This is a genomic window from Vreelandella sp. GE22 (genome assembly GCF_968212445.1).
In genome coordinates this window covers 2,504,366-2,530,972 of record NZ_OZ309110.1, presented here as the reverse complement: position 1 = coordinate 2,530,972, position 26,607 = coordinate 2,504,366, and the positions used below count along the sequence as shown (strand labels likewise).

22 protein-coding genes and 3 tRNA genes are annotated in these 26,607 nt (G+C 60.7%); 17 read left to right on the top strand and 8 right to left on the bottom strand.

Going from position 1 to position 26,607, the window contains the following annotated elements:
- Positions 1–61 precede the first annotated feature (61 nt).
- Positions 62–1,009: an ABC transporter substrate-binding protein gene (locus ACWHRL_RS11895; RefSeq protein ID WP_447893813.1), complete on the bottom strand. Its 948-nt coding sequence runs from the start codon at positions 1,007–1,009 to the stop codon at positions 62–64.
- Between the two features lie 222 nt (positions 1,010–1,231).
- Between ACWHRL_RS11895 and ACWHRL_RS11890 the strand changes: the two genes are divergently transcribed.
- From ACWHRL_RS11890 to ACWHRL_RS11880, 3 genes are all read left to right on the top strand, one after another.
- Complete coding sequence (locus ACWHRL_RS11890) at positions 1,232–2,683, top strand: alanine/glycine:cation symporter family protein (RefSeq protein WP_447893812.1); 1,452 nt, start codon at positions 1,232–1,234, stop codon at positions 2,681–2,683.
- 186 nt (positions 2,684–2,869) lie between these two features.
- Positions 2,870–3,472: an FMN-dependent NADH-azoreductase gene (locus ACWHRL_RS11885; protein WP_447529332.1), complete on the top strand. Its 603-nt coding sequence runs from the start codon at positions 2,870–2,872 to the stop codon at positions 3,470–3,472.
- 33 nt (positions 3,473–3,505) lie between these two features.
- Entirely contained in the window at positions 3,506–3,808 is a 303-nt protein-coding gene (locus ACWHRL_RS11880) for an MGMT family protein (RefSeq protein ID WP_447529331.1), read from the top strand.
- Positions 3,809–5,145: 1,337 nt separating this feature from the next.
- Here ACWHRL_RS11880 and ACWHRL_RS11875 read toward each other — a convergent pair.
- Together ACWHRL_RS11875 and ACWHRL_RS11870 are read right to left on the bottom strand one after the other, a co-directional pair.
- A complete protein-coding gene (locus tag ACWHRL_RS11875; RefSeq protein ID WP_447529330.1) occupies positions 5,146–6,714 on the bottom strand; it encodes a GNAT family N-acetyltransferase in 1,569 nt (522 codons plus the stop codon).
- Between the two features lie 43 nt (positions 6,715–6,757).
- A complete protein-coding gene (locus ACWHRL_RS11870; RefSeq protein WP_447893811.1) occupies positions 6,758–7,672 on the bottom strand; it encodes a DMT family transporter in 915 nt (304 codons plus the stop codon).
- 168 nt (positions 7,673–7,840) lie between these two features.
- Here ACWHRL_RS11870 and ACWHRL_RS11865 point away from each other — a divergent pair, with 168 nt between their 5' ends.
- Positions 7,841–9,862: an FAD-dependent oxidoreductase gene (locus tag ACWHRL_RS11865; RefSeq protein WP_447893810.1), complete on the top strand. Its 2,022-nt coding sequence runs from the start codon at positions 7,841–7,843 to the stop codon at positions 9,860–9,862.
- Between the two features lie 167 nt (positions 9,863–10,029).
- A complete protein-coding gene (locus ACWHRL_RS11860) occupies positions 10,030–11,073 on the top strand; it encodes a threonine aldolase family protein (protein ID WP_447529327.1) in 1,044 nt (347 codons plus the stop codon).
- Positions 11,074–11,079: 6 nt separating this feature from the next.
- Here the strand turns inward: ACWHRL_RS11860 and ACWHRL_RS11855 are convergent, their stop codons facing one another.
- Positions 11,080–11,601: an invasion associated locus B family protein gene (locus tag ACWHRL_RS11855; RefSeq protein WP_447529326.1), complete on the bottom strand. Its 522-nt coding sequence runs from the start codon at positions 11,599–11,601 to the stop codon at positions 11,080–11,082.
- 290 nt (positions 11,602–11,891) lie between these two features.
- Here ACWHRL_RS11855 and ACWHRL_RS11850 point away from each other — a divergent pair, with 290 nt between their 5' ends.
- Genes ACWHRL_RS11850 through ACWHRL_RS11840 form a run of 3 tightly spaced genes read left to right on the top strand, consistent with a single transcriptional unit; the run spans position 11,892 to position 16,761 of the window.
- Complete coding sequence (locus tag ACWHRL_RS11850; protein WP_447893809.1) at positions 11,892–13,814, top strand: PrkA family serine protein kinase; 1,923 nt, start codon at positions 11,892–11,894, stop codon at positions 13,812–13,814.
- A 41-nt stretch (positions 13,815–13,855) separates the two neighbouring features.
- Positions 13,856–15,145, top strand: a complete 1,290-nt coding sequence (locus ACWHRL_RS11845; RefSeq protein WP_447893807.1) for a YeaH/YhbH family protein — start codon at positions 13,856–13,858, stop codon at positions 15,143–15,145.
- Positions 15,146–15,174: 29 nt separating this feature from the next.
- Positions 15,175–16,761, top strand: a complete 1,587-nt coding sequence (locus tag ACWHRL_RS11840) for a SpoVR family protein (RefSeq protein ID WP_447893806.1) — start codon at positions 15,175–15,177, stop codon at positions 16,759–16,761.
- A 34-nt stretch (positions 16,762–16,795) separates the two neighbouring features.
- Here the strand turns inward: ACWHRL_RS11840 and ACWHRL_RS11835 are convergent, their stop codons facing one another.
- Positions 16,796–17,110: a high-potential iron-sulfur protein gene (locus ACWHRL_RS11835; RefSeq protein WP_447529322.1), complete on the bottom strand. Its 315-nt coding sequence runs from the start codon at positions 17,108–17,110 to the stop codon at positions 16,796–16,798.
- Between the two features lie 265 nt (positions 17,111–17,375).
- Between ACWHRL_RS11835 and ACWHRL_RS11830 the strand changes: the two genes are divergently transcribed.
- Entirely contained in the window at positions 17,376–17,651 is a 276-nt protein-coding gene (locus ACWHRL_RS11830) for an Lrp/AsnC family transcriptional regulator (protein ID WP_252107234.1), read from the top strand.
- 80 nt (positions 17,652–17,731) lie between these two features.
- Positions 17,732–18,595, top strand: coding sequence for a DNA/RNA non-specific endonuclease (locus tag ACWHRL_RS11825; protein WP_447893805.1), 864 nt, complete (start codon positions 17,732–17,734; stop codon positions 18,593–18,595).
- A 243-nt stretch (positions 18,596–18,838) separates the two neighbouring features.
- On the opposite strand, the gene ACWHRL_RS11820 is transcribed toward ACWHRL_RS11825, so the two are convergent.
- From ACWHRL_RS11820 to ACWHRL_RS11810, 3 genes are all read right to left on the bottom strand, one after another.
- Positions 18,839–18,925, bottom strand: a tRNA-Leu gene (locus ACWHRL_RS11820).
- 25 nt (positions 18,926–18,950) lie between these two features.
- A tRNA-Leu gene (locus tag ACWHRL_RS11815) sits at positions 18,951–19,037 on the bottom strand.
- 61 nt (positions 19,038–19,098) lie between these two features.
- Positions 19,099–19,185, bottom strand: a tRNA-Leu gene (locus ACWHRL_RS11810).
- Between the two features lie 256 nt (positions 19,186–19,441).
- On the opposite strand from ACWHRL_RS11810, the gene rnr reads away from it, so the two are divergent.
- The 7 genes from rnr to dnaB all read left to right on the top strand — a co-directional run bounded on the left by rnr (position 19,442) and on the right by dnaB (position 26,541).
- A complete protein-coding gene (gene rnr, locus ACWHRL_RS11805; RefSeq protein WP_447529320.1) occupies positions 19,442–21,907 on the top strand; it encodes a ribonuclease R in 2,466 nt (821 codons plus the stop codon).
- Positions 21,908–21,909: 2 nt separating this feature from the next.
- The gene (rlmB, locus tag ACWHRL_RS11800; RefSeq protein ID WP_447529319.1) at positions 21,910–22,704 is read left to right on the top strand and encodes a 23S rRNA (guanosine(2251)-2'-O)-methyltransferase RlmB; all 795 of its coding nucleotides are present in this window, start codon (positions 21,910–21,912) and stop codon (positions 22,702–22,704) included.
- 211 nt (positions 22,705–22,915) lie between these two features.
- Positions 22,916–23,320 carry a 30S ribosomal protein S6 gene (rpsF, locus tag ACWHRL_RS11795; protein WP_447529318.1) on the top strand — a complete coding sequence of 135 codons (405 nt, stop codon included), beginning with the start codon at positions 22,916–22,918 and terminating at the stop codon, positions 23,318–23,320.
- A gap of 34 nt (positions 23,321–23,354) precedes the next feature.
- The gene (gene rpsR, locus ACWHRL_RS11790) at positions 23,355–23,582 is read left to right on the top strand and encodes a 30S ribosomal protein S18 (protein WP_009097135.1); all 228 of its coding nucleotides are present in this window, start codon (positions 23,355–23,357) and stop codon (positions 23,580–23,582) included.
- 12 nt (positions 23,583–23,594) lie between these two features.
- Positions 23,595–24,446, top strand: coding sequence for a hypothetical protein (locus ACWHRL_RS11785; protein WP_447529317.1), 852 nt, complete (start codon positions 23,595–23,597; stop codon positions 24,444–24,446).
- 15 nt (positions 24,447–24,461) lie between these two features.
- Positions 24,462–24,908 (top strand): 50S ribosomal protein L9, encoded by a 447-nt coding sequence (gene rplI / locus ACWHRL_RS11780; protein WP_447893804.1) that lies wholly within the window; start codon positions 24,462–24,464, stop codon positions 24,906–24,908.
- Positions 24,909–25,155: 247 nt separating this feature from the next.
- On the top strand, positions 25,156–26,541 hold the full coding sequence (gene dnaB / locus ACWHRL_RS11775; protein WP_447529315.1) for a replicative DNA helicase: 1,386 nt from the start codon (positions 25,156–25,158) through the stop codon (positions 26,539–26,541).
- Positions 26,542–26,607 lie beyond the last annotated feature (66 nt).

Below are 26,607 nucleotides of genomic sequence, written 5' to 3'. Positions count from 1 at the left end.
ACCACCGGCCGTTCTAAAGAGCGCCAGCATACGCTAGCCGGCCGGTGGGTTGAAGATGTCGTTAATCGAGTGTTGCTTCGACGACCGGCCAGGCGGGTTCGCCGTCGGCGGTGGTCACCCCGGCAAGCATGCTCTCGAGGCGCTCGGGGTGGTCACTCATCCACTGTCTGGCGACCTCGGATAAGTCTCCCTCCTCTTGCCCGAAGGCCTGAATCATCCAGCTCTGCTCGTCGGCGCTAAAGGTGAACTGCTCGAAAAAGGTCACCACGTTCGGATGGGCGTCGGCGTATTCGCTGCGCAGCACCGTGAGCACTTCGCTTTCGCCGTTGTTTTCACCGAACAGGTCGTTGGGGTCGTCCAGATAGCGCATGGGGAGCTCAAGGTTCATCCAGTGCGGCGTCCAGCCGACCCAGACCACCGGCTCTTCGCGGTTGATCGCGTCTTGCGCGGCGCTAAGCATTCCCACTTCGCTGGTATCCTGAAGGCGCCAGTCGCCAAAGCCGTTTGCGTCGCTGTCGATCGCCTCCTGGAGAATTTCGCTGGCCGCCGAGCCCGCGCCGAACCCCAGAATTTGCCCGTTGAACATGTCGCGGTTGGCGGTCAGGTCAGAAAAGCTCTGAATGCCGTTTTCATAGGTGTACTCGGGCACCGCCAGCGTCATCTGCGCGCCGTCCACGTTGTTGGCGACATCCACCAGCACGCCGGACGCCTTGCGCGGCTCGAACATCTCCCGCTGGGCGGGTAGCCATACACCCAAAAACGCGTCGATGTCGCCGCTTTCGATCCCCTGATAAATGACCTGAAGGCCGATTTGCTGGGCGCGGGTATCGTAGCCCAGCGCGTTTAAAAGCTGCTCGGCGATTTCGGTCTTAACCGTGATGCCAGGCCAGGCGGGAACGCCGAAATCGAGGGTGTCGTTGTCGGCCAGTGCGGCGGGGGCTGCGCCGAACGCGGCGCCAAGCGCCAGAGCGGAAACGGCCACCCGGGCGGCCAAGGGATGCACTTTCATACTGTCTCCTGTCGTTGTTTGTCGCCTTCGTCTGTGCTTTTCATGGGACGCGTCCATTGCGCAGCGCTTCATGAAAGACGCTAAACAAGATAGTCACTGGCGCCATAAAGGTCGAACTCTGCCAGGCCACCTGGGTGGGTGAAATTAATCAAATCGCTTGCCATTTTGGTGCAGGCGTGAAGAATGGCCCGGCTTACAGGTTATAAATTAAGGTGTGCCTTTATGGATTTTTCTCTTCCGCCGCTGCTGACCGCACTGGTCGACCGCGGCAACGGCCTGCTTTGGGGTAGCGTGCTGGTCTACCTGCTGATTGGTGCCGGGCTCTACTTCACGGTGCGCACCGGCGGCATTCAGGTGCGCTACTTTGGGCACATGTTCAAGCTGTTGCGCAGCTCGCGCCAAGCCAACGGTGGTATTTCCTCGTTTCAGGCGCTCTCTACAAGCCTTGCCGCGCGGGTGGGTACGGGCAATTTGGCCGGCGTGGCCGTGGCCATTTACTACGGCGGCCCCGGGGCAATTTTCTGGATGTGGATGACCGCGGTGGTGGGGATGTCCACCAGCTTTATCGAGTCCACCCTGGCCCAGGCTTATAAGGTCGACCACGGCGACAATACGTTCCGCGGCGGACCGGCGCGCTATATCGAGCGCGGGCTGGGCCTACGCTGGATGGCGGTGCTTTTCTCGGTGTGCCTGATCATCGCGTTTGGACTGGCGTTCAACAGCGTTCAGGCCAACTCCATTGCCCAGGCCATGGAGCAGGCGTTCGAGATTCCTACCTGGGTCATGGGCCTGGTGTTGATCGTCATCGTCACGCCGATCATCTTCGGTGGGCTCAAGTCCATTGCCAAAGTGGCCGAGCTAATCGTGCCGCTCATGGCGCTTCTTTACCTGATTCTGGCGCTGGTAGTGGTCGCGTTGAACGCGGCGGATCTGCCTGCAGCCTTCATGACGATCATTCGCGGCGCGTTTGGCCTTGAGCAGGCGGCGGGGGGCGTGGCCGGCTATGCGATCTCCCAGGCGATCATGAACGGCATTCAGCGCGGGTTGTTCTCCAACGAGGCAGGTATGGGCTCGGCGCCGAACGCCGCTGCCACGGCCAGCACCCGCCCCGACCACCCGGCCGCCCAAGGGTTTATTCAAATGCTCGGGGTGTTTCTGGATACGTTGGTGATCTGTACCGCAACCGCGGCGATCATCATCATGTCCGGTCCAGAGGTCCTAGCGGGCAGTGAGACCAACGGTATTCAACTGACCCAGATGGCGCTTTCAACCCACGTGGGCGAGTGGGGCAGCGCGTTCATTGCCGTGGGCATTTTGCTGTTTGCGTTCACCTCGTTGATCGCCAACTACTCCTACGGCGAGTCCAATATCGAGTACCTGGCCGGGCGGCGCGCGCCGGTGGCCATATTGATCTACCGCCTGGCGGTGCTCGGCATGATCATGGTGGGCTCGGTGGCGAGTCTGGGGGCTATCTGGAACTTCGCCGATCTCTCCATGGGGATGATGGCGGTGATCAACCTGATCGCGATCCTGATGCTGTCGCCCGTCGCCTTTGCGCTGTTTCGCGACTACGAAGCACAGCTCAAGGCAGGCCACGAGCCGGTTTTCCGGCCCCGGCAGTTTCCCAGGCTTGCCAACAAGGTCGACCCCAATGCCTGGCCCGATCGCGACTAACGCGTAAAGTACCCGGAGGTACTGGCGCGCGAATACCAGAGCGCAATGCAAAACCTCGCCTGAGCAAGGCGGGGTTTTTTATGCCGATAAATCGCTTTTATCGAACTAATGGCCCGAAAGAATGCGCTTAACGTTTTATAAAATCGACGTAAAATAGCGCTTTTCATTCGTATTCAGGAGCTTTGCATGACCCGCGCTTTACTCGTTACCTCCTCCATTCTTGGGGAAATCGGCCAGTCCAACGCCTTGGCGAGCCACTTCAACGCCCAGGCCAGCGCCCGCGGTGTCGACGTGCGCGTTCGCGACGTGGTGGCCAACCCGCTACCGCACTTGGAGCTTGCCGAGCTCGCCGCCTGGCAAACCCCGGTACAAGAGCGTAGCGACGAGCAAAAGCGCCTGGCCGCTTACTCCGACGACATGCTAGGAGAGCTTCGTGAAAGCGACGTCATCGTCATCGCGGTGCCCATGTACAACCTGGGCGTGCCCTCGCAGCTCAAAGCCTGGTTCGACCGGGTACTGCGCGCTGGCGAAACCTTCCGTTACACCGACACCGGACCCGTTGGTCTTGTCGAGGGCAAGCGGGCGATCATTCTAGCTGCGCGCGGTGGCCAGTACGCCGGCACCGAGCTCGACAGCCAAACGCCGCACCTGAAAACCATGCTAGGCTTGATGGGCATTACCGATGTCGACATCGTCTTTGCCGAAGGCCTGAACATGGGCGAAGAGCAGCGCGATGGCGCCTTGAAGGAAGCCTACCAGGGCATCGACCAACTGGTCGGCACGCTTTAAACGGATTCGAAATCATCTAGACGGGGAGGTGCGGTGCGCCCGGCGCTTTTGGAGCAAATCTACACCATCGTGGCGCAAATACCCGAAGGCCGGGTGACCACCTACGGGCGCATCGCCGCCATGACCGAGGGCGCCACCGCGCGCTCGGTCGGCTCTGCCATGCGCCACCTCCCCGCAGGTCATCAGCTCCCCTGGCACCGGGTGATCTCCGCCAGCCTAAAACTCGCCGACCACGGCGGCGCAACGCGCCAGCACGAAAAGCTGCGCGCCGAAGGCGTGGCCTTCGACGCTAAAGGCCGCGTGCCGCGTCATTTGGTGTGGCCCGACCACCCGTAGGCGCAGGCTTTAACCAGCAGCCAGCGATGCAGCGCACCGCGCTGCTTGGGTTGGGTTGGCGGGCCGACAGTGTCGCCTTCTCCCACAGGGGAGGCTGGCGCCTCCATCGCCCGATGAATCGGGCTCCTACAAGGGTGGTGTGCTTCCATCGGTGGTATGCCGGGCCGCCGATAAATTGCTGCGGGCCGAAGGCGTCGCCGGCGAGTGCCGCACAACCAGGTATACCCAACCCCCCGTAGGAGCAGGCTTCAGCCAGCGATGCAGCGCACCGCGCTGCTTGGGTTGGCATGCTAATAATTTCGCCTTCTCCCACAGGGAGGCTGGCACCTCCATCGCCCGATGAATCGGGCTCCTACAAGGGTGGGGTGCTTCCATCGCGGGTATGCCGGGCCGCCGATAAATCGCTGCGGGCCGAAGGCGTCGCCGGCGAGTGCCGCGCCACTTGATGTGGACTAACCCCCCCGTAGGAGCAGGCTTCAGCCAGCGATGCAGCGCACCGCGCTGCTTGGGTTGCCGGGCCAATAGCTTCGCCTTCTCCCACAAGGAGGCTGTCGCCTCCATCGCCCGATGAATCGGGCTCCTACAAGGGTGGGGTGCCGTCATCGCTGGTATGCCGGGCCGCTGATAAATCGCTGTGGGCCGGAGGCGTCGCCGGCGAGTACTGCGCCACCAGGTATGCCCAACCCCCCGTAGGAGCAGGCTTCAGCCAGCGATGCAGCGCACCGCGCTGCTTGGGTTGGCGGGCCGATATTGTCGCCTTCTCTCACAGGGAGGCTGGCGCCTCCATCGCCCGATGAATCGGGCTCCTACAAGGGTGGGGTGCCGTCATCGGTGGTATGCCGGGCCGCTGATAAATCGCTGTGGGCCGGAGGCGTCGCTGGCGAGTACTGCGCCACTAGGTATGCCCAACCCCCCGTAGGAGCAGGCTTCAGCCAGCGATGCAGCGCACCGCGCTGCTTGGGTTGGCGGGCCGATATTGTCGCCTTCTCTCACAGGGAGGCTGGCGCCTCCATCGCCCGATGAATCGGGCTCCTACAAGGGTGGGGTGCTTCCATCGCGGGTATGCCGGGCCGCCGATAAATCGCTGCGGGCCGAAGGCGTCGCCGGCGAGTGCCGCGCCACTTGATGTGGACTAACCCCCCGTAGGAGCAGGCTTCAGCCAGCGATGCAGCGCACCGCGCTGCTTGGGTTGCCGGGCCAATAGCTTCGCCTTCTCCCACAAGGAGGCTGTCGCCTCCATCGCCCGATGAATCGGGCTCCTACAAGGGTGGGTGGCGTCATCGGTGGTATGGCGGGCCACCGATGAAATCCGGTTCTGGCGTTATGGGGCTACCGTCTTAGTCGTCCAGATTCGCGCCGGACTTCCAGGACCAGTCGCGCCAGCGCAGGTCGAACAGGTCCTTGCGGCGGTCTTTCATGTTGGTCACCGAGCCTTCGGCGCGTACGACCGTCAGGCGGGTCAGGTCCAAATCCGAGAAGAAGATCATCTCGGTATTGGGCGTGGTTTCCGCCAGCACCGCGTCGTGGGGGAAGGCGAAGTCCGACGGCGTGAATACTGCCGACTGGGCGTACTGGATGTCCAGGTTCTCGATGGAGGGCAGGTTGCCCACGCTCCCACACAGCACCACGTAGCACTCGTTTTCGATCGCCCGGGCCTGGCCGCAGTGGCGTACGCGCAGGTAGCCGTTTTTGGTGTCGGTCCAGAAGGGCACGAAGAGAATATCCATGTCCTGGTCGGCCAGCAGCCGGCCAAGCTCGGGAAACTCGACGTCGTAGCAGATCAAAATGCCCACCCGGCCGGCGTCGGTATCGAATACGCGCAGCTCGTCGCCGCCTTCGATGACCCAGTCGCGGCGCTCTTGAGGGGTGATGTGCAGCTTCGCCTGCTTTTCGATCTCGCCGTCGCGGTGGAACAAGTAAGCCACGTTATAAAGCCGGTCGTCCTTGCCTGCCTCGATCATCGACCCGCCTACAATGTTGATATTGTAGGAGACCGCCATGCGCGAAAGCTCGCTTTTGAAGCGCTCGGTAAAGCCTGCCAGAAAGCGGATGGCCGCCATCTGGTCCTGCTGCGCCGCGCGGTCCTGAAGCCCCATCAAGGGCGTGGTGAACAGTTCCGGGAACACCGCGAAGTCGCTTTGGTAATCCGACAGCGCATCGACGAAGTACTCGATTTGCTGAAGCGCGGCCTCCACCGAGGAGAATTCGCGCATCTGCCACTGCACCGCGCCGACACGTACCTGGGTGGGGCGGGTATCCAGCACGCTTTCGGCGGGCTCGAACAGGATGTTGTTCCACTCCAAAAGCGTCGCGTAGCCGCGGGACTGCTCGTCTTCCGGCAGGTATTTGCGCAAAAGCCGCTTGACCTGGAAGTCGTTGGCGAGCTGGAACGAGAGGATCGGGTCGTAGATCTCTTTGCGCGAGACCTTGTCGATATACTGGGCCGGGGTCAGCTTGTCGGAGTGCTGGTGATATTCGGGGATACGCCCGCCGGCGAGAATCGCCCGCAGGTTGTGCGAGCGGCAAAGCTCCTTGCGCGCCTCGTAAAGGCGCCGGCCCAGCCGGTAGCCGCGGTAGTCCGGGTGAATCAGCACGTCCAACCCGTACATGGCATCGCCCTCTTCGTCATTCAAAATGACTTCGCGATGGCCGATCAGGTCGTCGTAGCGGTGGGGGTTGGAGAACGCGTCGTAATCCACCTGTACGGTCAGCGCCACGCCGACCAAAATGCCGTCGTCCTCGATCGCTATTTGGCCATCGGGGAATTCCTGGATGAGCTTGTCGATCGTGTGTCTGGGCCAGGCGCCGCCGATGTCGTGATAGACCGCATCCATCAGCGTTTTCAATTGGTCGTAGTCGTCGCTTGTCAGATTGCGAAGATTAAGGTGCAGTTCTTCCAGGGACATAGTATTGGGTACCCACCATAAAAAAAGTCGTTAGCCTAGTGTATCACTGCTGCGCGCTGCGGTTTTTATTACCGGGGACGGCGACCAGCGGTCGTGTCAACGTTTGCGCCATGATGACGCCGGCCAAAATCAGAACACCGCCGAAGAGATGAAAACCTGCGATGCGCTCGCCCAGAAACGCCATGGCGATCAGCGCGCTAAAAAGTGGCATCAGGTTGATGAAGATGCTCGATTGGTTGGCGCCAATTTGGCGCACCGCGCGCATCCACAAAAAGGTGGTAATGATCGAGGCGGGAATGCCCGCGTAGAGAATCAGCCACACGTTTTGAGCGTCAACCGGCGTCATTGGCCCCAGTAGGTAAGGCGGCAGCAAAAAAAGCACCGCAAAGCACACTTGGCCGTAAAGCAGTACCCAAGGGGGCAGGTTCATCTGCCAGCGCTTGAGCATGACGCCGTAAAGAGCGTAGCAGATGGCGGCAACGACCATTAGCGCATCACCAAACGCCACCTCGAGCTTCAATAGCGAAAGCGGGTTGCCCTGGCCGAGCAGAACGCTTACGCCGATAAACGCCAATAGCCCGCCGACCACGCCGCCAACGGTCGGCGGTTCGCGCAGAATCAGCGCGCTCAAAAGCACGGTCAAAAGCGGCACCATGGCCGCCAGAATCCCCATGTTGGTGGCGGTGGTGCTCTCGGCGGCAACGTAAGCAAGCCCCTGCCAAAGCCCCATGCCCAAAAGCCCCAGCACGGCAAGCTTCGGCCAGTGGCGTTTGATCTCAGGGAGATGTTTGAGCGCGGTGGGCAGCACGAACGGCGTCATGATGACAAGCGCCAAAAGCCAGCGTAAAAAGGCGATGCTGCTCGGTGCAATGGCGCCGACGGTGAGCTGGTTGATGGTCATGTTGCCCGACCAGATCACCACCGTCGCCAGCGGCGCGAGAAAGTAAATCAATGGCATAGCGAGTTCCCTGCTGGTTAGCCGGGTAATGTGACGCGCTTTGACGCTCTGAGCAAGAGGGCGTGGCTCAAAGGGTGCGCTCAAAGGTCTGTACGGCGTCGCACCAATGTCATACGCTTGTTTGAATATTTTAAAGCCGACTATTTAAATAAAACGCGAGAGACCGTGATGACGCAGCCGCCCGTTTACCCGCACCTCTTTGCCCCGATTCAGCTGGGGCATTTAAACTTGCCCAATCGCGTACTGATGGGCTCGATGCATACCAACCTGGAAGAGACGCCGAACGGCTTTGCTCGCCTGGCGGCGTTTTACGCCGAGCGCGCCCGGGCGGGGGTGAGTCTGATCGTGACCGGTGGTATCGCGCCCAACCCGGAAGGCGCGGTGTTCGAAGGGGCGAATGCCTTGACGGATTCGAGCCAACTGGACGAACACCGCCAGGTGATAGAGGCGGTGCATGCTGAAGGCGGGTATCTGTGCATGCAGATTCTTCACGCCGGGCGCTACGCCTACTCTCCACACCTTGTCGCGCCCTCGGCGCTTCAAGCGCCGATCAACCCGCACACGCCGCGTGCGCTCGAGACCCAGGAAGTCGAAGGTCAAATCGACGACTACGTGCGCTGCGCTATGCTCGCCCAAGAGGCGGGCTACGACGGCGTCGAGGTGATGGGCTCGGAAGGCTATTTGATCAACCAGTTCATCTGTCGGCGTACCAACACCCGCGACGACGCCTGGGGGGGCGATTTCAAAGCGCGTATCCGCTTTCCCGTGGAGATCGTCCGGCGTATTCGCGAGGCGGTCGGCGAGCGCTTTCTGGTGATCTTTCGCCTGTCGATGATCGACCTGGTGGAAGAGGGCAGCACTTGGGAGGAAGTGGTTGCCCTCGGCCAGGCGATCGAGGAGGCCGGGGCCAACGTGATCAATACCGGCATTGGTTGGCACGAGGCGCGTGTACCGACCATCGTTACCAGCGTGCCGCGAGCGGCGTTTACCGAGGTGACCCGGCGCATTCGTTCCTCGCTTTCGATTCCTTTGATTACGACCAATCGCATCAATATGCCCGAGGTGGCCGAGCAGGTACTTTCCGATGGCCACGCGGACATGGTCTCCATGGCGCGCCCGTTTCTTGCCGACCCGGCGTGGATACAAAAGGCCGAGGCCGGGCGCGCGGAAGAGATCAACACCTGTATCGCCTGCAACCAGGCATGTCTGGATCATACCTTCGCCGGCAAGCTGACGTCGTGTCTGGTCAACCCGCAGGCCTGCCACGAAACCGAGTTTAGCTTGGCGCCCACCACTGCTGCCCGGCGGGTGGCGGTGGTCGGCGGCGGCCCGGCGGGCTTGGCAACGGCGGTGGCCGCCGCCGAGCGGGGCCATCGGGTGGCGCTTTTCGAGCGCCGCGGCGAGCTGGGCGGGCAGTTCAACTACGCGCGCAAAATCCCCGGTAAAGAGGAGTTCGACGAGACGCTGCGCTATTTTCACGTCATGCTCGATAAGCACGACGTGGACGTGCGTTTGAATACCGAGGCCACCCTGGAGGCATTGAGCGAGTTCGATGTCGTCGTGATCGCCACCGGCGTGACACCGCGTACACTCACGCTGCCCGGCGCGGATCACCCCAGCGTATTGAGCTACGCCGAGGCGATCGAAAACCCGGAGCGCGTGGGGCGGGAGGTTGCGGTGATCGGCGCCGGCGGTATCGGTTTCGATGTCTCGGAGCTTTTGGCTCATCAGAGCCACCCGGCGCTTTCTATCGCCACCTGGTGCGAAGAGTGGGGCGTGGATATGGCGGTCAATGAGCCCGGCGGGCTCAAAGCGCCGGCACCGGCGGCGCCGGCTCGACGTATCACCATGCTGCAACGTAAGACCACCCGGCCCGGCAAGGGCCTGGGCAAAACTACCGGCTGGGTGCACCGCGCGGCGCTTAAGGCCCGCGGGGTGAAAACCCTGAGCGGCTGCGAGTATGTGCGCATCGATGACGAAGGCCTGCATATTCGCCTGGCCGGCGAAGCGCAGGTGCTCAAGGTGGATACGGTGGTGGTGTGCGCCGGGCAAGAATCGGTGCGCGATCTGCTCGCGCCGCTCGAGCAGGCCGGCCCCGAAGTGCACGTGATCGGCGGCGCCGATGAGGCCGCCGAACTCGACGCCAAGCGGGCGATCGACCAGGGCATGCGGTTGGCCGCCTCGCTTTGATCCTCGAAGCACCGTTTGGGAGGGCCGGGTGACGACCCGGTCGAATTAGCGCTAGACTAGCCTTTTGTCTTATGGCGCGTACGCCGCGCCGTAAGGTGTTCGTTCATTGTGTAAGCGGGTGGCACCCAGCTCGCTTCATGATCGTCAGCCAAAAGGACCCAGCCATCATGGCCTCGGAGTGCACCCCCCGATTTCTCGCCAGCGATAATACCTCCGGTATCTGCCCGGAAGCGATGCAGTACCTTTTAAAAGCCAACGACAGCGACGACCTGGCCTACGGTAACGATAGCTGGACTGCCCGCGCCGCGGATCGCTTTCGTGAGATGTTCGATTACGACTGCGACGTCTTTTTCGTCTTCAACGGTACCGCCGCGAATTCGCTGGCGCTCTCGGCCATGGGGCGCAGCTACCATAGCGTGATCTGCCACGAGCTTGCGCATATCGAAACCGACGAGTGTGGCGGGCCGGAATTTTTCTCCAACGGCGCCAAGCTTTTAACCTCGCCAGGCGCCAACGGCAAGCTGACCCCGGAAGGCATCGAGGCGCTGGTCACTAAAAGATCCGATATCCACTATCCCAAGCCCAAGGTGGTATCCCTCACCCAGGCGACCGAAGTCGGCACCCTTTATTCTCGGGAGGAGCTTCTAGCGATTCGCGCGGTGGCCGATAAGCACGACCTGCGCCTGCATATGGATGGCGCGCGCTTTGCTAACGCCTGCGCAAGCCTGGGCGCGACGCCGGCGGAGTTGACCTGGCAGGTGGGAGTGGATGCGCTGTGTTTCTCCGGCACCAAAAACGGCCTGGCCTTTGGCGAAGCGATTCTGTTTTTCAATCGTGAGTTGGCCGAAGACTTTTCCTACCGCTGCAAGCAGGCGGGCCAGTTGGCGTCCAAAATGCGCTACGTCTCCGCCCCCTGGCTCGGGCTTTTGGAAAGCGGTGCCTGGCTCACCAACGCTCAGCACGCCAACGCCATGGCGCGCTATTTGTCGGAAGGCCTTGCGGCGCTTCCCGGTGTTTCGCTGATGTTCCCCACCCAGGCCAATAGCGTTTTCGTGGAGCTTCCGCCCCACGTGGTCGAACGGCTCAAGGCCCAGGGCTGGACCTTCTATACCTTCATTGGCGCGGGCGGGGCACGCTTTGTCTGCGCCTGGAACACCACCGTCGAGCTGCTCGACCAGCTTCTGGCCGACGTAAGCGCGGCGATGGCCTAGGTACTTTTAGGGCGCGATTTCCTGGTTTGCGTTGGTAAAGCCCATCAGCGACAGGTTCACGTCCAGGCGCTGGCCGTCCGGGGCGATGGCGCTAACAGTGGCGCTACTTCCGCTGCGTAGCTGTTGCAGCATGCTCGGCTCCAGCGGAAGATCCGCGCGGCAGCCCTGCTCGTGGCAGAACTGGTAGGGGAAGCCGACCGGCTCGTTGTTATCCACCTGCAGCTGCATACCCGGCGCTAGATTCACGCCCAGCGGCAGCATGAAGGCCATGACCGCGTTGCCCTGGGCCTGCGGCGGGTAGCCGACCATGGCGCGCATCAGCGGCTCGTTGCTGTCCGGGTTGTTGATGATCTGGCTCATGGAGCAGCCCTGCTGCTGGCCGGCCCCCGAAGGGCAGCCCACTTCCCAATCCTGAAAGCTTTGAGTTTCGACGTTGGGGGCGCTCGTCTGCTGGGCCTGAGCCGTGGAAGCGGCGGTAGCGGCGAGCAGGGGTAATAGAGCGGTCATCAGCGCGCGACGAATCGGCATGGGTTCATATCTCCCGGGTTTGCAAAGGGCGAGCCGAAGCGGCCGCCATCGTGTCATAAATGGTTACCTGCATTCGAACATAAGGCAAGTCCCATGTTCCAGCCTCGCGTGTAGAAATCGGCCGCTACGTCTTCGGTACGCTTTAAACCTTCGCGGCTCTTAGCGTTGAAGGTTTTGTCCTCACTTTTTGTGTGGCTGACTACGCTGATAGAACGACACCCCGTTTGGCACGCCGCGTTTGAGATGTGTGAGTGGGCGGTATGCCTGAGGCTTGGTCACAGGAGAGTTCCATGAGCATCTTTGATCACGTTCAAGACCGATTCGCACGCACACAGCAAGAAGAGTTGACCCTCGAGGAGTATCTCGCCCTTTGCCAACGCGATCCTAAAATCTATGCCAGCGCCGCCGAGCGCATGCTGGAGGCGATCGGCGAGCCCGAGGTGATCGATACCGCGAAGGATGCGCACCTTTCGCGCATTTTTTCCAATAAAGTGATCCGACGCTACCCGGCGTTTGCCGAGTTTCACGGCATGGAAGAGGCCATCGAACAGATCGTGGCCTACTTTCGCCACGCAGCCCAAGGCCTCGAGGAGCGCAAGCAGATTCTCTACCTACTGGGGCCGGTGGGCGGCGGTAAATCCTCGCTTGCCGAGCGCCTGAAGCTTCTGATGGAGCGCATCCCGTTTTACGCGCTCAAGGATTCGCCGGTTCACGAGTCGCCTCTGGGGCTGTTTTCGCCGGAAGAGGACGGCGAAGTGCTCGAAAAAGAGTACGGCATCCCGCCGCGCTACTTGAAAAGCGTGATGTCGCCTTGGGCGGCCAAGCGCTTGAAGGAGGCCGGCGGCGATATCTCCTCGTTTCGCGTGGTGCGCCTTTATCCTTCAAGGCTCAACCAGATCGCGATCTCCAAGACCGAGCCCGGCGACGAGAACAACCAGGATATCTCCTCGCTGGTCGGCAAGGTCGATATCCGCAAGCTCGAGCTCTTCTCCCAGGACGACCCGGACGCCTACAGCTTCTCCGGCGGGCTTTGCCGCGCCAACCAGGGGTTGATGGAGTTCGTCGAGATGTTCAAGGCGCCGATCAAGGTGCTGCATCCGCTTTTGACGGCAACGCAAGAGGGTAACTACAACCCGACCGAGGGCATGGGCGCGATCCCGTTCAACGGCGTGATATTGGCCCACTCCAACGAGTCCGAGTGGCAGGCGTTTCGCAATAACCGCAACAACGAAGCGTTTCTGGACCGGGTCTATATCGTCAAGGTGCCGTACTGTTTGCGGGTCTCGGAAGAGGTGAGCATCTACCAGAAACTGCTCGAGGAGTCGTCGCTGAGCCAGGCCCCCTGCGCGCCGGACACCCTGCGCATGCTGGCGCAGTTCTCGATTCTTTCAAGGCTCAAGGTGCCCGAAAACTCCAGCGTCTACTCCAAGATGCGCGTCTACGACGGTGAGAATCTCAAGGACACCGACCCGCGAGCGAAGTCGATCCAGGAGTACCGCGACGCCGCCGGGGTCGATGAGGGCATGCAAGGGCTCTCCACGCGCTTTGCCTTCAAGATTCTTTCCAAGGTGTTCAACTTCGACAGTGTTGAGGTGGCCGCCAATCCGGTGCATCTGCTTTACGTGTTGGAGCAGTCGCTGGAGCGCGAGCAGCTCCCCTCCGAGGTATTCGAGCGCTACATCGGTTTCATCAAGGAGTTTCTGGCACCGCGTTACGTCGAATTCATCGGCAAGGAGATCCAGACCGCGTATCTCGAATCCTATAGCGAGTACGGCCAGAACATTTTCGATCGGTACGTTACCTACGCCGACTTCTGGATTCAGGACCAGGAATATCGGGACCCGGATACCGGCGAGCTGTTGAACCGCCAGTTGCTCAACGAAGAGCTCGAAAAGATCGAAAAACCCGCGGGTATCTCCAACCCCAAGGATTTTCGCCACGAAGTGGTCAACTTCGTGCTGCGCGCGCGGGCCCAGAACAACGGCATGAACCCGAGCTGGCAGTCCTACGAAAAGCTCAGAGGGGTGATCGAGCACAAGATGTTCGCCAACACTGAGGAGCTTCTCCCGGTGATCTCCTTCAACGCCAAGGCGTCGAAGTCGGACCAGAAAAAACACGAAGACTTCGTCGCGCGCATGGTCGAGCGCGGTTACACCGAAAAACAGGTACGGCTGCTTTCGGAGTGGTATCTGCGGGTGCGTAAATCCCAGTAGTGCAGGCGCCCATCTCAACGCTCTGACGCTTTGGAGGCTTTATGACCTACTTTATCGACCGCAGGCCGAACGCGAAGCACAAAAGCGCCGTCAACCGGCAGCGCTTTCTGGAGCGTTATCGCCACCATATCAAACGCTCGGTGGAAGAGGCGGTCAACCGCCGCTCGATCACCGATATGGAGCGCGGCGAGAGTGTCTCCATTCCCACCAAAGACATTTCCGAGCCGGTCTTTCAGCACGGCCCCGGCGGGCGGCGCGCCGTGGTATCGCCAGGCAACAAGGAGTTTTTGGAAGGCGACAAGATCCGCCGCCCGCCAGGGGGCGGTAACGGTAAAGGGGCCGGCGAGGGCGGCCCCGGTAAGCAGGGGCAAGGCGACGACGAGTTCGCCTTTACGCTAAGCCGCGAAGAGTTTCTCGAGTTCGTGTTCGACGGCCTCGAGTTACCGCATCTAGAGCGCACGCCGCTCAAGACCATGGAAGAGATCAAGATGGTGCGCGCCGGGCTCGCCCGCGACGGCGTGCCTTCACGCATGAGCGTGACCCGCTCGATGCGCGAAGCCTACGCCCGGCGTATCGCCATGCGCGCCCCCATCAAGCGCGCCTTGCGCGAAGCCCAAGCGGCGCTTGCCGAGGAGATGGCCAAAGACACCATCTTGAGAAATCCCGCCCGCGTTGCCGCGCTGCAGGCCGAGATAGAGCGGCTGGAAAAGCGCATCGAGGCAGTGCCATTCATCGACACCGTCGACCTTCGCTACCATCAGCTGGCCCCGGAGCCGCAGCCCTCGAGCCAAGCGGTGATTTTCTGCGTCATGGACGTGTCCGGGTCGATGACCCAGAACCACAAGGATATCGCCAAGCGTTTTTTCCTGCTGCTTTATCTGTTTCTGGAAAAGCACTACGAGAAGGTCGAGCTGGTGTTCGTGCGCCACCACACCGCCGCCCGGGAGGTCAGCGAAGAGGAGTTTTTCTACTCCCGGGAAACCGGCGGCACGATCGTCTCCAGCGCGCTGACGCTGGTCAACAAAATCATCCATAAGCGCTATCCACCCGGCCAGTGGAATCTCTACGTGGCTCAGGCCTCCGATGGCGACAACTGGGACGACGACTCCTCGATCTGCCGCAACATGCTAATCAACGAGCTGATGCCCCACCTTCAATACTACGCCTACGTCGAAATTACCCCGCACGAGCATCAGTCGCTTTGGCACGAGTATGAGAACGTCGCCCAACGCTTTAGCGAGCGCTTTGCCATGCGCCAGATTTTCGAAGCCGGCGACATTTATCCCGTTTTTCGCGAGCTGTTCAAGCGCCGCTCCCACGCGCAAGCGTGAGCGGCCACTCAATTGAAAAGGAGGGCGCGATGCGAGTCTCCCCCAATGCCTCCGCACCCGGTCCCATAGCGACGGGCTCGGACTGGAATTTCGACATCCTCGAGCGTTTCGACCAAGCGCTGGCCGGGCTTGCCGACGAGTACCGGCTCGACACCTACCCCAATCAGATCGAAGTGATCACCACCGAACAGATGATGGACGCCTACGCGAGTGTGGGCATGCCGGTGGGCTATCATCACTGGTCTTTCGGTAAGCAGTTTCTGGCCGTACAGCAGGCTTACAAGCGCGGCCAAATGGGGCTTGCCTATGAGCTCGTCATCAACGCCAACCCCTGTATCGCGTACCTGATGGAGGAGAATACGCTGATGATGCAGGTGCTGGTCATGGCCCACGCCTGCTACGGCCACAACTCGTTTTTCAAGGGCAACTATCTGTTCCGTACCTGGACCGAGGCGGACTCGATCGTCGATTACCTGGTATTCGCGCGCCGCTATATCACCCAGTGCGAAGAGCGCCACGGTACCCACGCCGTCGAGCAACTGCTCGACGCCTGCCACGCGCTACAGAATTACGGGGTGGACCGCTACAAGCGGCCATCGAAGATTTCCGCCGCCCAGGAAGCGACGCGCCAGCAGGAGCGCGAAGCCTACCTGCAAACCCAGGTCAACATGCTCTGGCGTACTATTCCTAAGCCTTTTGAGAAAACCGAGCCGCTGCTGGGTCAACTTCATGGCGAGGACGACCCGCTGGGCCTTCACGAAGGCGGTCGCTACCCGGCAGAGCCCCAGGAGAACCTGCTCTACTTCATCGAGAAGAACGCGCCGCTACTGGCGCCCTGGCAGCGCGAGATCGTGCGTATCGTGCGCAAGCTGGCCCAGTATTTTTATCCCCAACGCCAGACCCAAGTAATGAACGAAGGCTGGGCCTGTTTTTGGCACTATACGCTGATGAACCGGCTCTATGATGATGGTCACGTGGACGAAGGACTGATGCTCGAGTTTTTGCAGTCCCACGCGGCGGTCATCAACCAGCCGGACTTCGACAGCCCCTACTACAACGGCATCAACCCCTACGCGCTCGGGTTTGCGATTTTTCGCGATATCAAACGCCTGTGTGACGAGCCCACTGACGAGGATAAAGCGTGGTTTCCCGATATCGCCGGCACTGCCTGGCGGGAGACCCTGGAGTTCGCCATGCGCAACTTCAAGGATGAGTCGTTCATCCAGCAGTTTTTATCGCCCAAGGTGATTCGTGACCTCAAGCTTTTTGTCATGGTGGACGACGATCAAAGCGATACGCTCGCTATCGGGGCGATCCACAACGAGCAGGGATATCGCCGTGTACGGGACGCGCTTGCCGCCCAGTACGCGCTTTCGCTACGCGAGCCCAACATACAGGTATTCGAGGCGGCGATTCGTGGCGATCGGTCGCTCACGCTGCATCACGTAAAGGAGAGTCGCCGGCCGCTGGAGCGTAGTGTCTATCCGGTGATGCGCCACCTGCAAAAACTCTGGGGCTTTCCGGTCCATCTGGTATCCATGGACGAAGGGCGCGTGACCCATCGCTACCGTTGGCCGGTCGAGGAGGCGAGCGCAGAGGAGGGCGCGCAACCTTAATGACTACCCCGCCGGCAGGCGGGGTAGGAAGGGATCAACCTTTTGACGTCCAGGACTGGCACCAACCATTCGGGGCGACGCTATTTTCCGGAAAGAGCTGACAGCCTTCGTTGCCTTCGGTGAAAAACATGCAGTTGGAGCACAGTTCGCCTTCGCTGAAGGACGGGTGGTCACTGGCGTTTTCGGCCTCTTCGACATAGTTGAGTGCCTGGGCCGCGGGGGCGCTCGGGTCCAAACGCGGCAGCGACTGCGCGAAAGCGGTTTTAGACATGATGCCAACACCCAGCGGCAGGGCGGCAAGGCCCAGTACGCTGTCACGCATAAACTTACGCCGGCTCTGATCGGCCATGGTGTCTCCTTGGTTGCTCGGTCTAACGGTTCACAGTCTGAAAGCGTTACGGACGAGGCGCTAAAAGGCGCTCTGATTTTCGCCGTATTATAAAGTGTTTAACTTGCGCCTACCTTAACCCATGCGTTTCACCGCGACTAATGGGTTTCACGCCGCGCGGCAATAGGCCACATTAATCGCGTCGTTTGGCGGGACGGCGGGGGCTGGTATACTCGGCAAACGTTTAGACACGCTGGATTCAAATACGTTGACCTACGAGGGCGCCATGCAAAACGCTGTCATTTTGATTAATACCGAAAAAGGCCAGGTAAAAGGCGTCGCCGAGCGGCTGGCGGAGGTCGAGGGCATCAGTGAGGTATACTCTACCTGCGGGCGCTACGACCTGGTGGCGATTGCCCGCACCCGTGACTTCGAGAGTTTGGCGGAGCTTGTGACCGAGCGCCTGAACGCGGTAGAAGGCATTAGCGATACGGAAACCCTGAACGCCATGCAGGTGCACTCGCGCCACGACCTGGAAACCATGTTCTCGCTGGGCTGGTAGTCTTCTTGCCTTGAGTAGTAGCGGCGAAGTAGTAGCGGCGAATTAGAAAAAGAAAACAGGGCAAGGTAGGGAGAAACACGGTGGGAAAAACGCTTTCGCGCTGGGGCCGCCGGGGGCGGCGCTTTGGAGTGGCGCTGCTATTCGTGGTGGTCGGGGGCGGGCTTTGGGAGTTCCAGGAGCGCCAGCAAGTAGGCGAGGCGGTCTGGATGGGCGCACCCACTTGGGAGGATCTGAGCCTGACCACTTTTCACCGCGTGCTGCGCAACGACGGTTTCATCGTGGGCTGGTCGGATGTACGCATCAATCCGCTTTGGGTGAGCTACCAGGTGAGGGCCGTGCCGGACGATACCCGTATTGGCTCGCGGCCCAACTTTCGCGCCGACTGGCGAACGCTTTGGCCGGTTGGCACCGACAGCTATTCGGGCAGCGGCTATGACCGTGGCCACATGGCGCCCAACTACGCCATCGCCGCCGTTCACGGACGAAACGCCCAGCTCGATACCTTCCAGATGAGCAATATGAGCCCTCAGCGTCCGAAGCTGAACCGCCAACTGTGGCAACGTTTGGAGGAGTCGGTGATGGATCACTTCGCACCGCGCTTCGACTATCTGCAGGTCATTACCGGGCCGGTTTTCCCCGAGCGCTTCACTGACAACGTCTTGAACCGGGTGGGGCTGGTCGAAGTGCCCGAGGCATTCTATAAAATCATCGTGGCCCCGCATACAGAGGCGCCGTTGGCGCTGGCCTTCATCATGCCGCAAGACGTGCGCGGCAACGAGCCGCTGGCGGATTACCTGGTCACCATCGACGAGATCGAAGCACGCACCGGGCTCAATTTCTTCCCCAACCTCTCGCCACAACTCGAAGCGGTGCTGGAGGGCGAGCTACGCACTCAAGGGTGGGCACTTGAAGAGGTGTCGAAACGGCCGGGGCGGTTTCATTAAGACGCGTTGCTGGAGGGGCATCGGTTTGAGCCACCTTCGTTTTTTAAAGCGGTGCTTCCAGGCATGGAGAGTTTTGGACGAGCGTGGTTGGGCAGGTCAGGGAGCGACTGGATGTGCGTAAAAAGCCACGGTGATGCTTTAGGTACAGCATCGAAAAGAAGGTAGAGTAATGACGATAAACAAGAAAGGGGTAAAGCAAGAAAGGGGGAAAGTAAGTACCGTTAAATGATGCGGACGGGCTCATGGTGCCCAGGAGAGGACTTGAACCTCCACGTCCATACGGACACTAGCACCTGAAGCTAGCGCGTCTACCAATTCCGCCACCTGGGCGCATCATTTATTGCTTGTATTCGATTGGTGCCCGGGAGAGGACTTGAACCTCCACGACCATACAGTCACTAGCACCTGAAGCTAGCGCGTCTACCAATTCCGCCACCCGGGCGAATACAAACCCTTGTTTTACACCATCTGCCATCGTGAAAAGGGGTTAACTCGACGTTTGATGGTGCCCAGAAGAGGACTTGAACCTCCACGTCCATACGGACACTAGCACCTGAAGCTAGCGCGTCTACCAATTCCGCCATCTGGGCAAGTGGCGCGTATGATACCGAGCCATGGTTTAAATGCAAGTGTTGCATACGGTTTTTAAGTAAAAAAAGCGCGATTGGGTACGCTGACGGTTGGGTGATTGAAGCGGCAGCGTTATACTGAACCGATGACCAAACAAACCATGAAATTTTTCAGCGCGTTTTATCTTGTAAAAACGCCTGACCGTCTCTATAGGGCGTGCTCTTGCGCGGCCTTTCTTTTTCGCCTCCCGCAAACGCCATCAAGGACGACGATCACATGAAGTACTGGACGTTAAGTGATGACCCACACGCCGAGCGTGAGGCACATAAATACGATAATCCGGCACCCAGCCGGGAGTATCTGCTCGCCGCGCTCGAAAGCTACGGCAAGCCGATCACTCACGAAAACATGAGCCGCATGCTCGGCATCGAGGATGAGGATCATCTCGAAGCGGTGCGTCGCCGCTTGGCGGCCATGGAGCGCGACGGCCAGGTGCTGCGCGACCGCCGCGGTGCCTACGCACTGATCGACAAGCTCGACCTGATCAAGGGTAAAGTACAGGGCCACCGTGATGGTTTTGGCTTTTTGGTGCGCGACGACGGTAAAAAGCCGGATCTGCTGCTGCCCGCGCGGCAAATGCGCCGCATCTTCCATGGCGACCACGTGCTGGTACGGGTCAGCGGCCGTGATCGTCGCGGGCGCGACGAGGCGACCATTGCCGACGTCATCGCGCGCAATACCCAGACGCTGGTCGGGGTGTATCGCAGCAACACGCCGGAATTCGGCATCCTGATTCCGGAGAACCCGCGGATCACTCAGGAAGTGCTGATTCCGCATACCGCAAGCGAAGGCGCGAAAGACGGTCAGGTGGTCTCGGCCAAAATCACCCAGCAGCCCGCCACCCGCGTGCAGCCGGTGGGCGAGGTAGTCGAAGTGCTGGGCGAGCGCATGGACCCGGGCATGGAAATCGACATTGCCATTCGCAGCTACGAGATTCCGGCAGAGTTCCCGCCGGAGGTGATCGATCAAACCAGCACGATCTCCGCCGAGGTGCTGGAAGAGGACAAGCAGCACCGGGTCGATCTACGCGACAAGCCGTTGATCACCATCGACGACGAGTCGGCCAAGGACTTCGACGACGCGGTTTATGCGTGGAAGACCAAGTCCGGTAGCTGGAAGCTGATCGTAGCGATCGCCGACGTTTCGCATTACGTTCGTCCCGGCACCGCACTCGACGACGAAGCGCGTACGCGTGGTAACTCGGTGTACTTCCCGGGCCAGGTCGTGCCCATGTTGCCGGAGCTTCTCTCCAACGGCCTCTGTTCGCTGAACCCTCATGTCGACCGCCTGGTCATGGTCTGCGAGATGAACATCTCCAAGACCGGGGCGATCAGCCGCTACTCGTTCTACGAGGCGGTCATGAACTCCCACGCGCGTATGACCTACAACAAGGTCGCGGCGATGCTGGAGCCGGAAAGCGAGCAGGGCAAAGCGCTGCGTGAAGAGCACAAGGGCCTCGTCAAGCCGGTCGAGGATCTTCGCGAGCTTTATGGTCTGCTCAAGGAGGCCCGCGAAGCCCGCGGCGCGATCGATTTCGAGACGACCGAAACGGCGATCATCTTCAATGAAGAGCGCAAGATTGAGGAAATCGTCCCGCGTAGTCGTAACGACGCGCACAAGATGATCGAGGAGTGCATGCTGGCGGCCAACGTGGCCACCGCGCGCTTTCTGGACAAGCACGACCTGCCGGCGCTTTACCGGATTCACGAACGCCCCACGCCGGAGCGGCTGGAAAAGCTGCGCCTGTTCCTGAGCGAGCTGGGTCTCTCGGTGGGCGGCGGCGACGAGCCCACGCCCCAGGATTATCAGGCGCTCAGAGAGGCGATCAGTGATCGCCCGGATGCCGATATCATCCAGACCGTGATGCTGCGCTCAATGAACCAGGCGGTGTACTCGCCGCAAAACGAGGGGCATTTCGGCCTCGCGTATCAGGCCTACGCCCACTTCACCTCGCCGATTCGCCGCTATCCGGATCTGCTGGTGCATCGCGCGATTCGCTCGGTGATTCGCGGGCCGCGCCAGACCAATACCGTGGTGCGCGTCGAAGGCGCACCGGTCGAGCCGCCCAGCAAGTGGTGCCCCTATACGTTCGAGCAGATGCTCGAGCTCGGCGAGCACTGCTCGATGACCGAACGTCGGGCCGACGAAGCCACCCGCGATGTGGAGAGCTGGCTCAAATGCGAGTTCATGTCCGACAAGCTCGGCGAAACCTTCGACGGTACCATTGCCTCGGTCACCCAGTTCGGGCTGTTCGTGCGTCTGGATACCTTCTACGTCGAAGGGCTGGTCCACGTCACCTCGCTGCCTTCGGACTACTACCATTACGAAGCTGAAAAGCATCGCCTGAAAGGCGAGCGCACCGGCACGACCTACCGGCTGGGCGATGGCCTGTCCGTGCAGGTCGCTCGGGTGGATATGGATGATCGCAAGATCGACTTTGGCCTGACCGATGAAAAGCCGCGCCCGCGCCGCCAGCCGCGCAAGCGCCCGGGTAAGGGCGCCGAGGCGTCGGCAGCGTCGGATAAGCCTGCGAAATCCGATAAGCCGGATAAGCCGCGTCGTCAGCCGGCCAAGCGCAGCGCCGCGGGTAAGCCCGAAACAAAGGCCGAGGAGCCCACCACGCGTAGCGGGCCCAAGCGCTCGCGCAGGGCGCCCAAGAAACCATCGTTGGATAAGGAATAAGCATGAAGTCAGCATCCCGGCGTGGCGCGCGCAGCGCCGTTCAGGTGCCTGAAGGCCTTGAGCAGGTGTACGGCGTCCACGCGCTTGAAAGCTTGCTGGAGCGGGGCGAAGCCCCTCGCGAGCTTTGGGTGCAGCAGGGCGCGGGTAGGCGCCTTGACGTGCTTGTCGAGCGTGCTCGAGCAGGGGGCGCGCGGCTCAAGGAGCAGCCCAGGGAAATACTCGACCAGGTGACCAGTGGCGCTGCCCACCAGGGCGTGGTCGCGTTTTGCCCGCCGCTCACCGCAGAGGGCGAAGAGTCGCTATGGCTAAAGCTGCGCGCCTGGCAGGCCCCTGCGCCGCCGCTTCTACTGGTGCTCGATGGCGTGACCGACGTGCATAACTTCGGTGCCTGCTTGCGCAGTGCCGATGCGGCCGGCGCCCACGGTGTGATCGTCGCCAAGGATAACGCCGCCCCGCTCAACGCTACGGTGCGTAAGGTAGCTTGTGGCGCGGCAGAGGTCGTGCCGGTCTACCAGGTCACCAACCTGGCGCGTACGCTTGCCAAGCTCAAGGAGTTTGGCGTTTGGGTGACCGGTACCGCCGGCGAGGCCGACGCGGCGGTTTACGACATCGATTTCAAAGGGCCCACCGCGCTGGTCATGGGGGCCGAGGGCAAGGGCATGCGCCGGTTGACCCGGGAAAGCTGTGACCATTTGGCCAAGCTCCCCATGGCCGGTCAGGTCTCCAGTCTCAATGTGTCGGTGGCTGCGGGTATCTTTCTATTCGAGGCGGTTCGCCAGCGCCAGCTTGCAAGTTGACCCTAACCCCCCTAAAATGCGCTCGCCCGTTTATTTGCCGCGGGCGCTATGAGGCGTATGCCTCTCAAAACGACAGTTCTGCTTGATGCCTTGAATCGAGGCGCCGTTTTAAGCGGCGTTTCAGACAGGCATTTCAGTTAACTCCTTGCTTCCCTGTCACGGCCGCTATAGCGGACGCGCATCGGAAGCTGTCAAACCGCAAGGAGATTCCATGCGTCATTACGAAATCGTGTTTATGGTCCACCCGGATCAGAGCGAGCAAGTGCCGGCTATGGTCGAGCGCTACACCAGCATCGTGACCGAAAGCTCGGGCACCGTGCATCGCTTGGAAGATTGGGGCCGCCGCCATCTGGCATATCCGATCAACAAGATCCACAAAGCCCACTACGTGCTGATGAACGTCGAGTGCACCGGTGAAACCCTGGAAGAGATCGAAAACATCTTCCGTTTCAACGATGCCATCATCCGTAGCCTCGTTGTCCGTTGCAAGGAAGCGGTCACCGAAGCATCGCCGATGATGAAACCGGCAGAAGAGAAGCGCCCGCGTCGTGAAGATAAGCCGCGCAACGACGACGCTGACGCCGACTCTGAAACAGAAACCGAAGAAACTGCCTAAGTTTCTCCACCGCACGTTTTAAAGGAGCTCATCCATGGCACGTTTTTTCCGTCGCCGTAAGTTTTGCCGCTTCACCGCTGAAGGCGTCAAGCAGATCGACTATAAAGATCTGGACACGTTGAAGGCTTACATCACCGAAACCGGCAAGATCGTTCCGAGCCGTATCACCGGCACTAAAGCACGCTACCAGCGCCAGCTGGCGACCGCTATCAAGCGTTCGCGCTATCTGGCACTACTGCCCTATTCCGATAGCCACCAATAAGCGCTTGACGTAATGCTGGCACTGGCACGTTGGCTGATGCAGAAAACGCCCTACGCCGTTGGCGTAGCGGCGCTTGCATCCCTGGTGCCCTGGCTCTTTTGGATCGGGGCCGCCGTTGCCGCTTTGGTGACTCTGCGCCGCGGGTTTGCACCGGCGCTGCCGGTTATTTTGGCTGCCGCCATTCCCGCCGGGTTCTGGTGGGTACAGGGCGACGTCATCCCGCTGGCAAGCGTGCTGCTGACCACGCTGATGGCCGTCATTCTGCGCGAGCGGATGCGCTGGAGCGAAGCCCTGATCGTAGGCACGCTGGCTGCCGCCTTTATGGTGCAGCTAGGGGTCTTCAGCCCGCCGGGCGGGTCAGAGCTGATGCTCGAGCAGCTAAGAGAGAGCTCGGCTGATATCGACAACATGCTCAACGAGTTCGCACGCCAGGGCTACGATACCCGGGCGCTGGCCGCCATGGTGGTCGGCGGTGTGACAGGGTTGATCGTTTTGTTGGTGTCGGTGGCCTGTTTGGCACTGGGGCGTAGCGCGCAGGCCGGGCTTTATAATCCCGGCGGCTTTCGTGAAGAATTTCACGCGCTGCGCCTGTCCCCCAAAGAGTTCGCGCTATTGGCGATTCTTGGTGTGGTGGGGCTTTTGCTGGGCGGCGAAGCGATCCTGATCGTTGGCTGGGTGCCGCTGTTAGTGGCCGGTATTGCGTTAGTGCATTGGTTTATTGGATTAAAGGGGATGAACGGGCTGTGGCTGGCGGTATTTTATGTACTGCTGATCACAACCTTGCCCACGATTCTCATTGTGCTGCTGTTGGGGCTGATCGATACTTTCGCGAACGTTCGCGCACGCCTTACCCGCAGCAATTGACTAGAGGTTTACGAGATGGAAGTCATTCTGCTCGACAAGATTGGTAAGCTGGGCGGCCTGGGTGACAAGGTCACTGTAAAGCCCGGTTACGGCCGTAACTACCTGGTACCTTACGGCCTGGCCGTACCGGCTACCAAGGAAAACGTAGAAGCGTTTGACGCGCAGCGCGCCGAGCTCGAAGCTCAAGCCGCTGAGCGTAAAGCAGAAGCCGAAGCACGCGCGGAGCAGCTCAACGACATCGAACTGTCGCTGGTCTCCAAAGCGGGTGATGAAGGCAAACTGTTCGGCTCGATCGGCCCGCGCGATCTGGCCGATGCGATCTCCTCTGCTGGCATCGACGTTGCCAAGAGCGAAGTTCGCATGCCGCTGGGCCCGATTCGTCAAACCGGCGAATACGACATTGCCCTGCATCTGCATGCCGAAGTCGACGCATCGGTTCGCGTTGTGGTGGTTGCCGAGTAACGCTCGCGCATCCATCGACGCCGAAAAGGGCGCGGGTTCTCCCGCGCCCTTTGTTGTTTAAGCCCCTTAAAACCGGTCAAACTCTTTGAAATGGTCGAGGGCGAAGCTGAGCCGACTTTGCAAGGCGTGCGGCGTCTTGCAAAGCCGCCTCGAAGGCCGTTTAACGCACGCCAGGCGTTGAACGGTTCGATTGAGTAAGATAGTGGCCGCCACGCCACGCATATCGCGCTATTGAAAGGAGCCCGCGATGGAGGAGTCCTCCACGGACCAGGAAACCGCCGCGCTCAAGTTGCCCCCGCACTCGCTCGAAGCCGAGCAGTCGGTGCTGGGCGGACTGATGCTCGACAACCAGGCCTGGGACAACGTCTCGGAGCGCTTGGCGGCGGATGACTTTTACCGCTATGAACATCGCCTGGTGTTCAACGTCATGATCCACCTGGCCGAAGCCGGCCAGCCGCTTGACGTGGTAACGCTTTCCGAGGCACTGGAAGCCCGCGACCAGCTCGACACCGTCGGCGGGCTGGGCTTTCTGGCCGAGCTTGCCCGCAACACGCCGTCGGCGAGTAATATTCGCGCCTACGCCGATATCGTGCGCGAGCGCGCCACGCTCAGAAAGCTGATTCGCGCGGCCAACCAGATTGCCGATGGCGCCTTCTCGCCCCAGGGCCGCCCGGCAGACGAGCTTTTAAACGAAGCCGAACGGCTGGTGTTCCAGATTGCCGAGGAGCGGCCGAAAACCGGTGGCCCCATTGGCATGAGCGAGCTGTTGACCAAGGCCGTCGACCGTATCGACGAGCTTTTCAACATGAAAGGTGAGATGACCGGGCTCTCGTCGGGGTTTCGCGACCTGGACGAAATGACCTCGGGCTGGCAGCCTTCGGATTTGGTGATCATCGCCGGGCGACCCTCCATGGGCAAGACCACCTTCGCCATGAATTTGGTGGAGCACGCGGTGATATCCAGCGACAAGCCGGTGATGGTGTTCTCCATGGAGATGCCTGCGGAGTCGCTGATGCTACGTATGCTCTCGTCGCTTGGCCGTATCGACCAGACCCGGGTGCGCTCGGGCCAGCTCGAGGACGAAGATTGGCCGCGGCTGACCTCGGCGGTCAATTTGTTGAAGGACAAGCAGCTTTTCATCGACGACACCGCCGCGCTTTCACCCAACGAGATGCGCTCGCGCCTGCGCCGGATCGTGCGGGAGCACGGCAATATGTCCTTGATCATGATCGACTATCTGCAGCTAATGCAGATCCCCGGGTTTTCCGAAAACCGGACCGGCGAGATCTCGGAAATTTCCCGCTCGCTCAAAGGGCTGGCGAAGGAGTTCGGCTGCCCGGTGGTCGCGCTCTCCCAGCTTAACCGCTCGCTGGAGCAGCGCCCCAACAAGCGCCCGGTCATGTCGGATTTGCGCGAATCCGGGGCCATCGAGCAGGATGCGGACGTCATCGCCTTCGTTTACCGCGATGAGGTGTACAACCCGGACAACCCGGACAACCAGGGCATTGCCGAGCTCATCATCGGCAAGCAGCGTAACGGGCCGATTGGTACGGTACACATGGCCTTTATCGGCAAGTACACCCGGTTCGAGGACCTGGCGCCGGACAGCTACGGGCAAGCGTTTGGCGAATGACTTGAGCCCCGGAGTCCAGGCCGTATAATGCCGCCCCCTGGTTTCAAGCCGAAACGTTTTAGCGAA

Excerpts from the sequence above, each read along its gene's own strand:
- ACWHRL_RS11865 (WP_447893810.1), top strand. The coding sequence starts at position 7,841 with ATGACGCAGCCGCCCGTTTACCCGCACCTCTTTGCCCCGATTCAGCTG.
- ACWHRL_RS11785 (WP_447529317.1), top strand. The coding sequence starts at position 23,595 with ATGCTGGCACTGGCACGTTGGCTGATGCAGAAAACGCCCTACGCCGTT.
- ACWHRL_RS11850 (WP_447893809.1), top strand. The coding sequence starts at position 11,892 with ATGAGCATCTTTGATCACGTTCAAGACCGATTCGCACGCACACAGCAA.
- ACWHRL_RS11875 (WP_447529330.1), bottom strand. The coding sequence starts at position 6,714 with ATGTCCCTGGAAGAACTGCACCTTAATCTTCGCAATCTGACAAGCGAC.
- ACWHRL_RS11890 (WP_447893812.1), top strand. The coding sequence starts at position 1,232 with ATGGATTTTTCTCTTCCGCCGCTGCTGACCGCACTGGTCGACCGCGGC.
- ACWHRL_RS11870 (WP_447893811.1), bottom strand. The coding sequence starts at position 7,672 with ATGCCATTGATTTACTTTCTCGCGCCGCTGGCGACGGTGGTGATCTGG.
- rnr (WP_447529320.1), top strand. The coding sequence starts at position 19,442 with ATGAAGTACTGGACGTTAAGTGATGACCCACACGCCGAGCGTGAGGCA.
- rplI (WP_447893804.1), top strand. The coding sequence starts at position 24,462 with ATGGAAGTCATTCTGCTCGACAAGATTGGTAAGCTGGGCGGCCTGGGT.
- rlmB (WP_447529319.1), top strand. The coding sequence starts at position 21,910 with ATGAAGTCAGCATCCCGGCGTGGCGCGCGCAGCGCCGTTCAGGTGCCT.
- ACWHRL_RS11895 (WP_447893813.1), bottom strand. The coding sequence starts at position 1,009 with ATGAAAGTGCATCCCTTGGCCGCCCGGGTGGCCGTTTCCGCTCTGGCG.
- ACWHRL_RS11885 (WP_447529332.1), top strand. The coding sequence starts at position 2,870 with ATGACCCGCGCTTTACTCGTTACCTCCTCCATTCTTGGGGAAATCGGC.
- ACWHRL_RS11835 (WP_447529322.1), bottom strand. The coding sequence starts at position 17,110 with ATGGCCGATCAGAGCCGGCGTAAGTTTATGCGTGACAGCGTACTGGGC.
- ACWHRL_RS11860 (WP_447529327.1), top strand. The coding sequence starts at position 10,030 with ATGGCCTCGGAGTGCACCCCCCGATTTCTCGCCAGCGATAATACCTCC.
- rpsF (WP_447529318.1), top strand. The coding sequence starts at position 22,916 with ATGCGTCATTACGAAATCGTGTTTATGGTCCACCCGGATCAGAGCGAG.
- ACWHRL_RS11830 (WP_252107234.1), top strand. The coding sequence starts at position 17,376 with ATGCAAAACGCTGTCATTTTGATTAATACCGAAAAAGGCCAGGTAAAA.
- rpsR (WP_009097135.1), top strand. The coding sequence starts at position 23,355 with ATGGCACGTTTTTTCCGTCGCCGTAAGTTTTGCCGCTTCACCGCTGAA.
- ACWHRL_RS11855 (WP_447529326.1), bottom strand. The coding sequence starts at position 11,601 with ATGCCGATTCGTCGCGCGCTGATGACCGCTCTATTACCCCTGCTCGCC.
- ACWHRL_RS11840 (WP_447893806.1), top strand. The coding sequence starts at position 15,175 with ATGCGAGTCTCCCCCAATGCCTCCGCACCCGGTCCCATAGCGACGGGC.
- ACWHRL_RS11845 (WP_447893807.1), top strand. The coding sequence starts at position 13,856 with ATGACCTACTTTATCGACCGCAGGCCGAACGCGAAGCACAAAAGCGCC.
- dnaB (WP_447529315.1), top strand. The coding sequence starts at position 25,156 with ATGGAGGAGTCCTCCACGGACCAGGAAACCGCCGCGCTCAAGTTGCCC.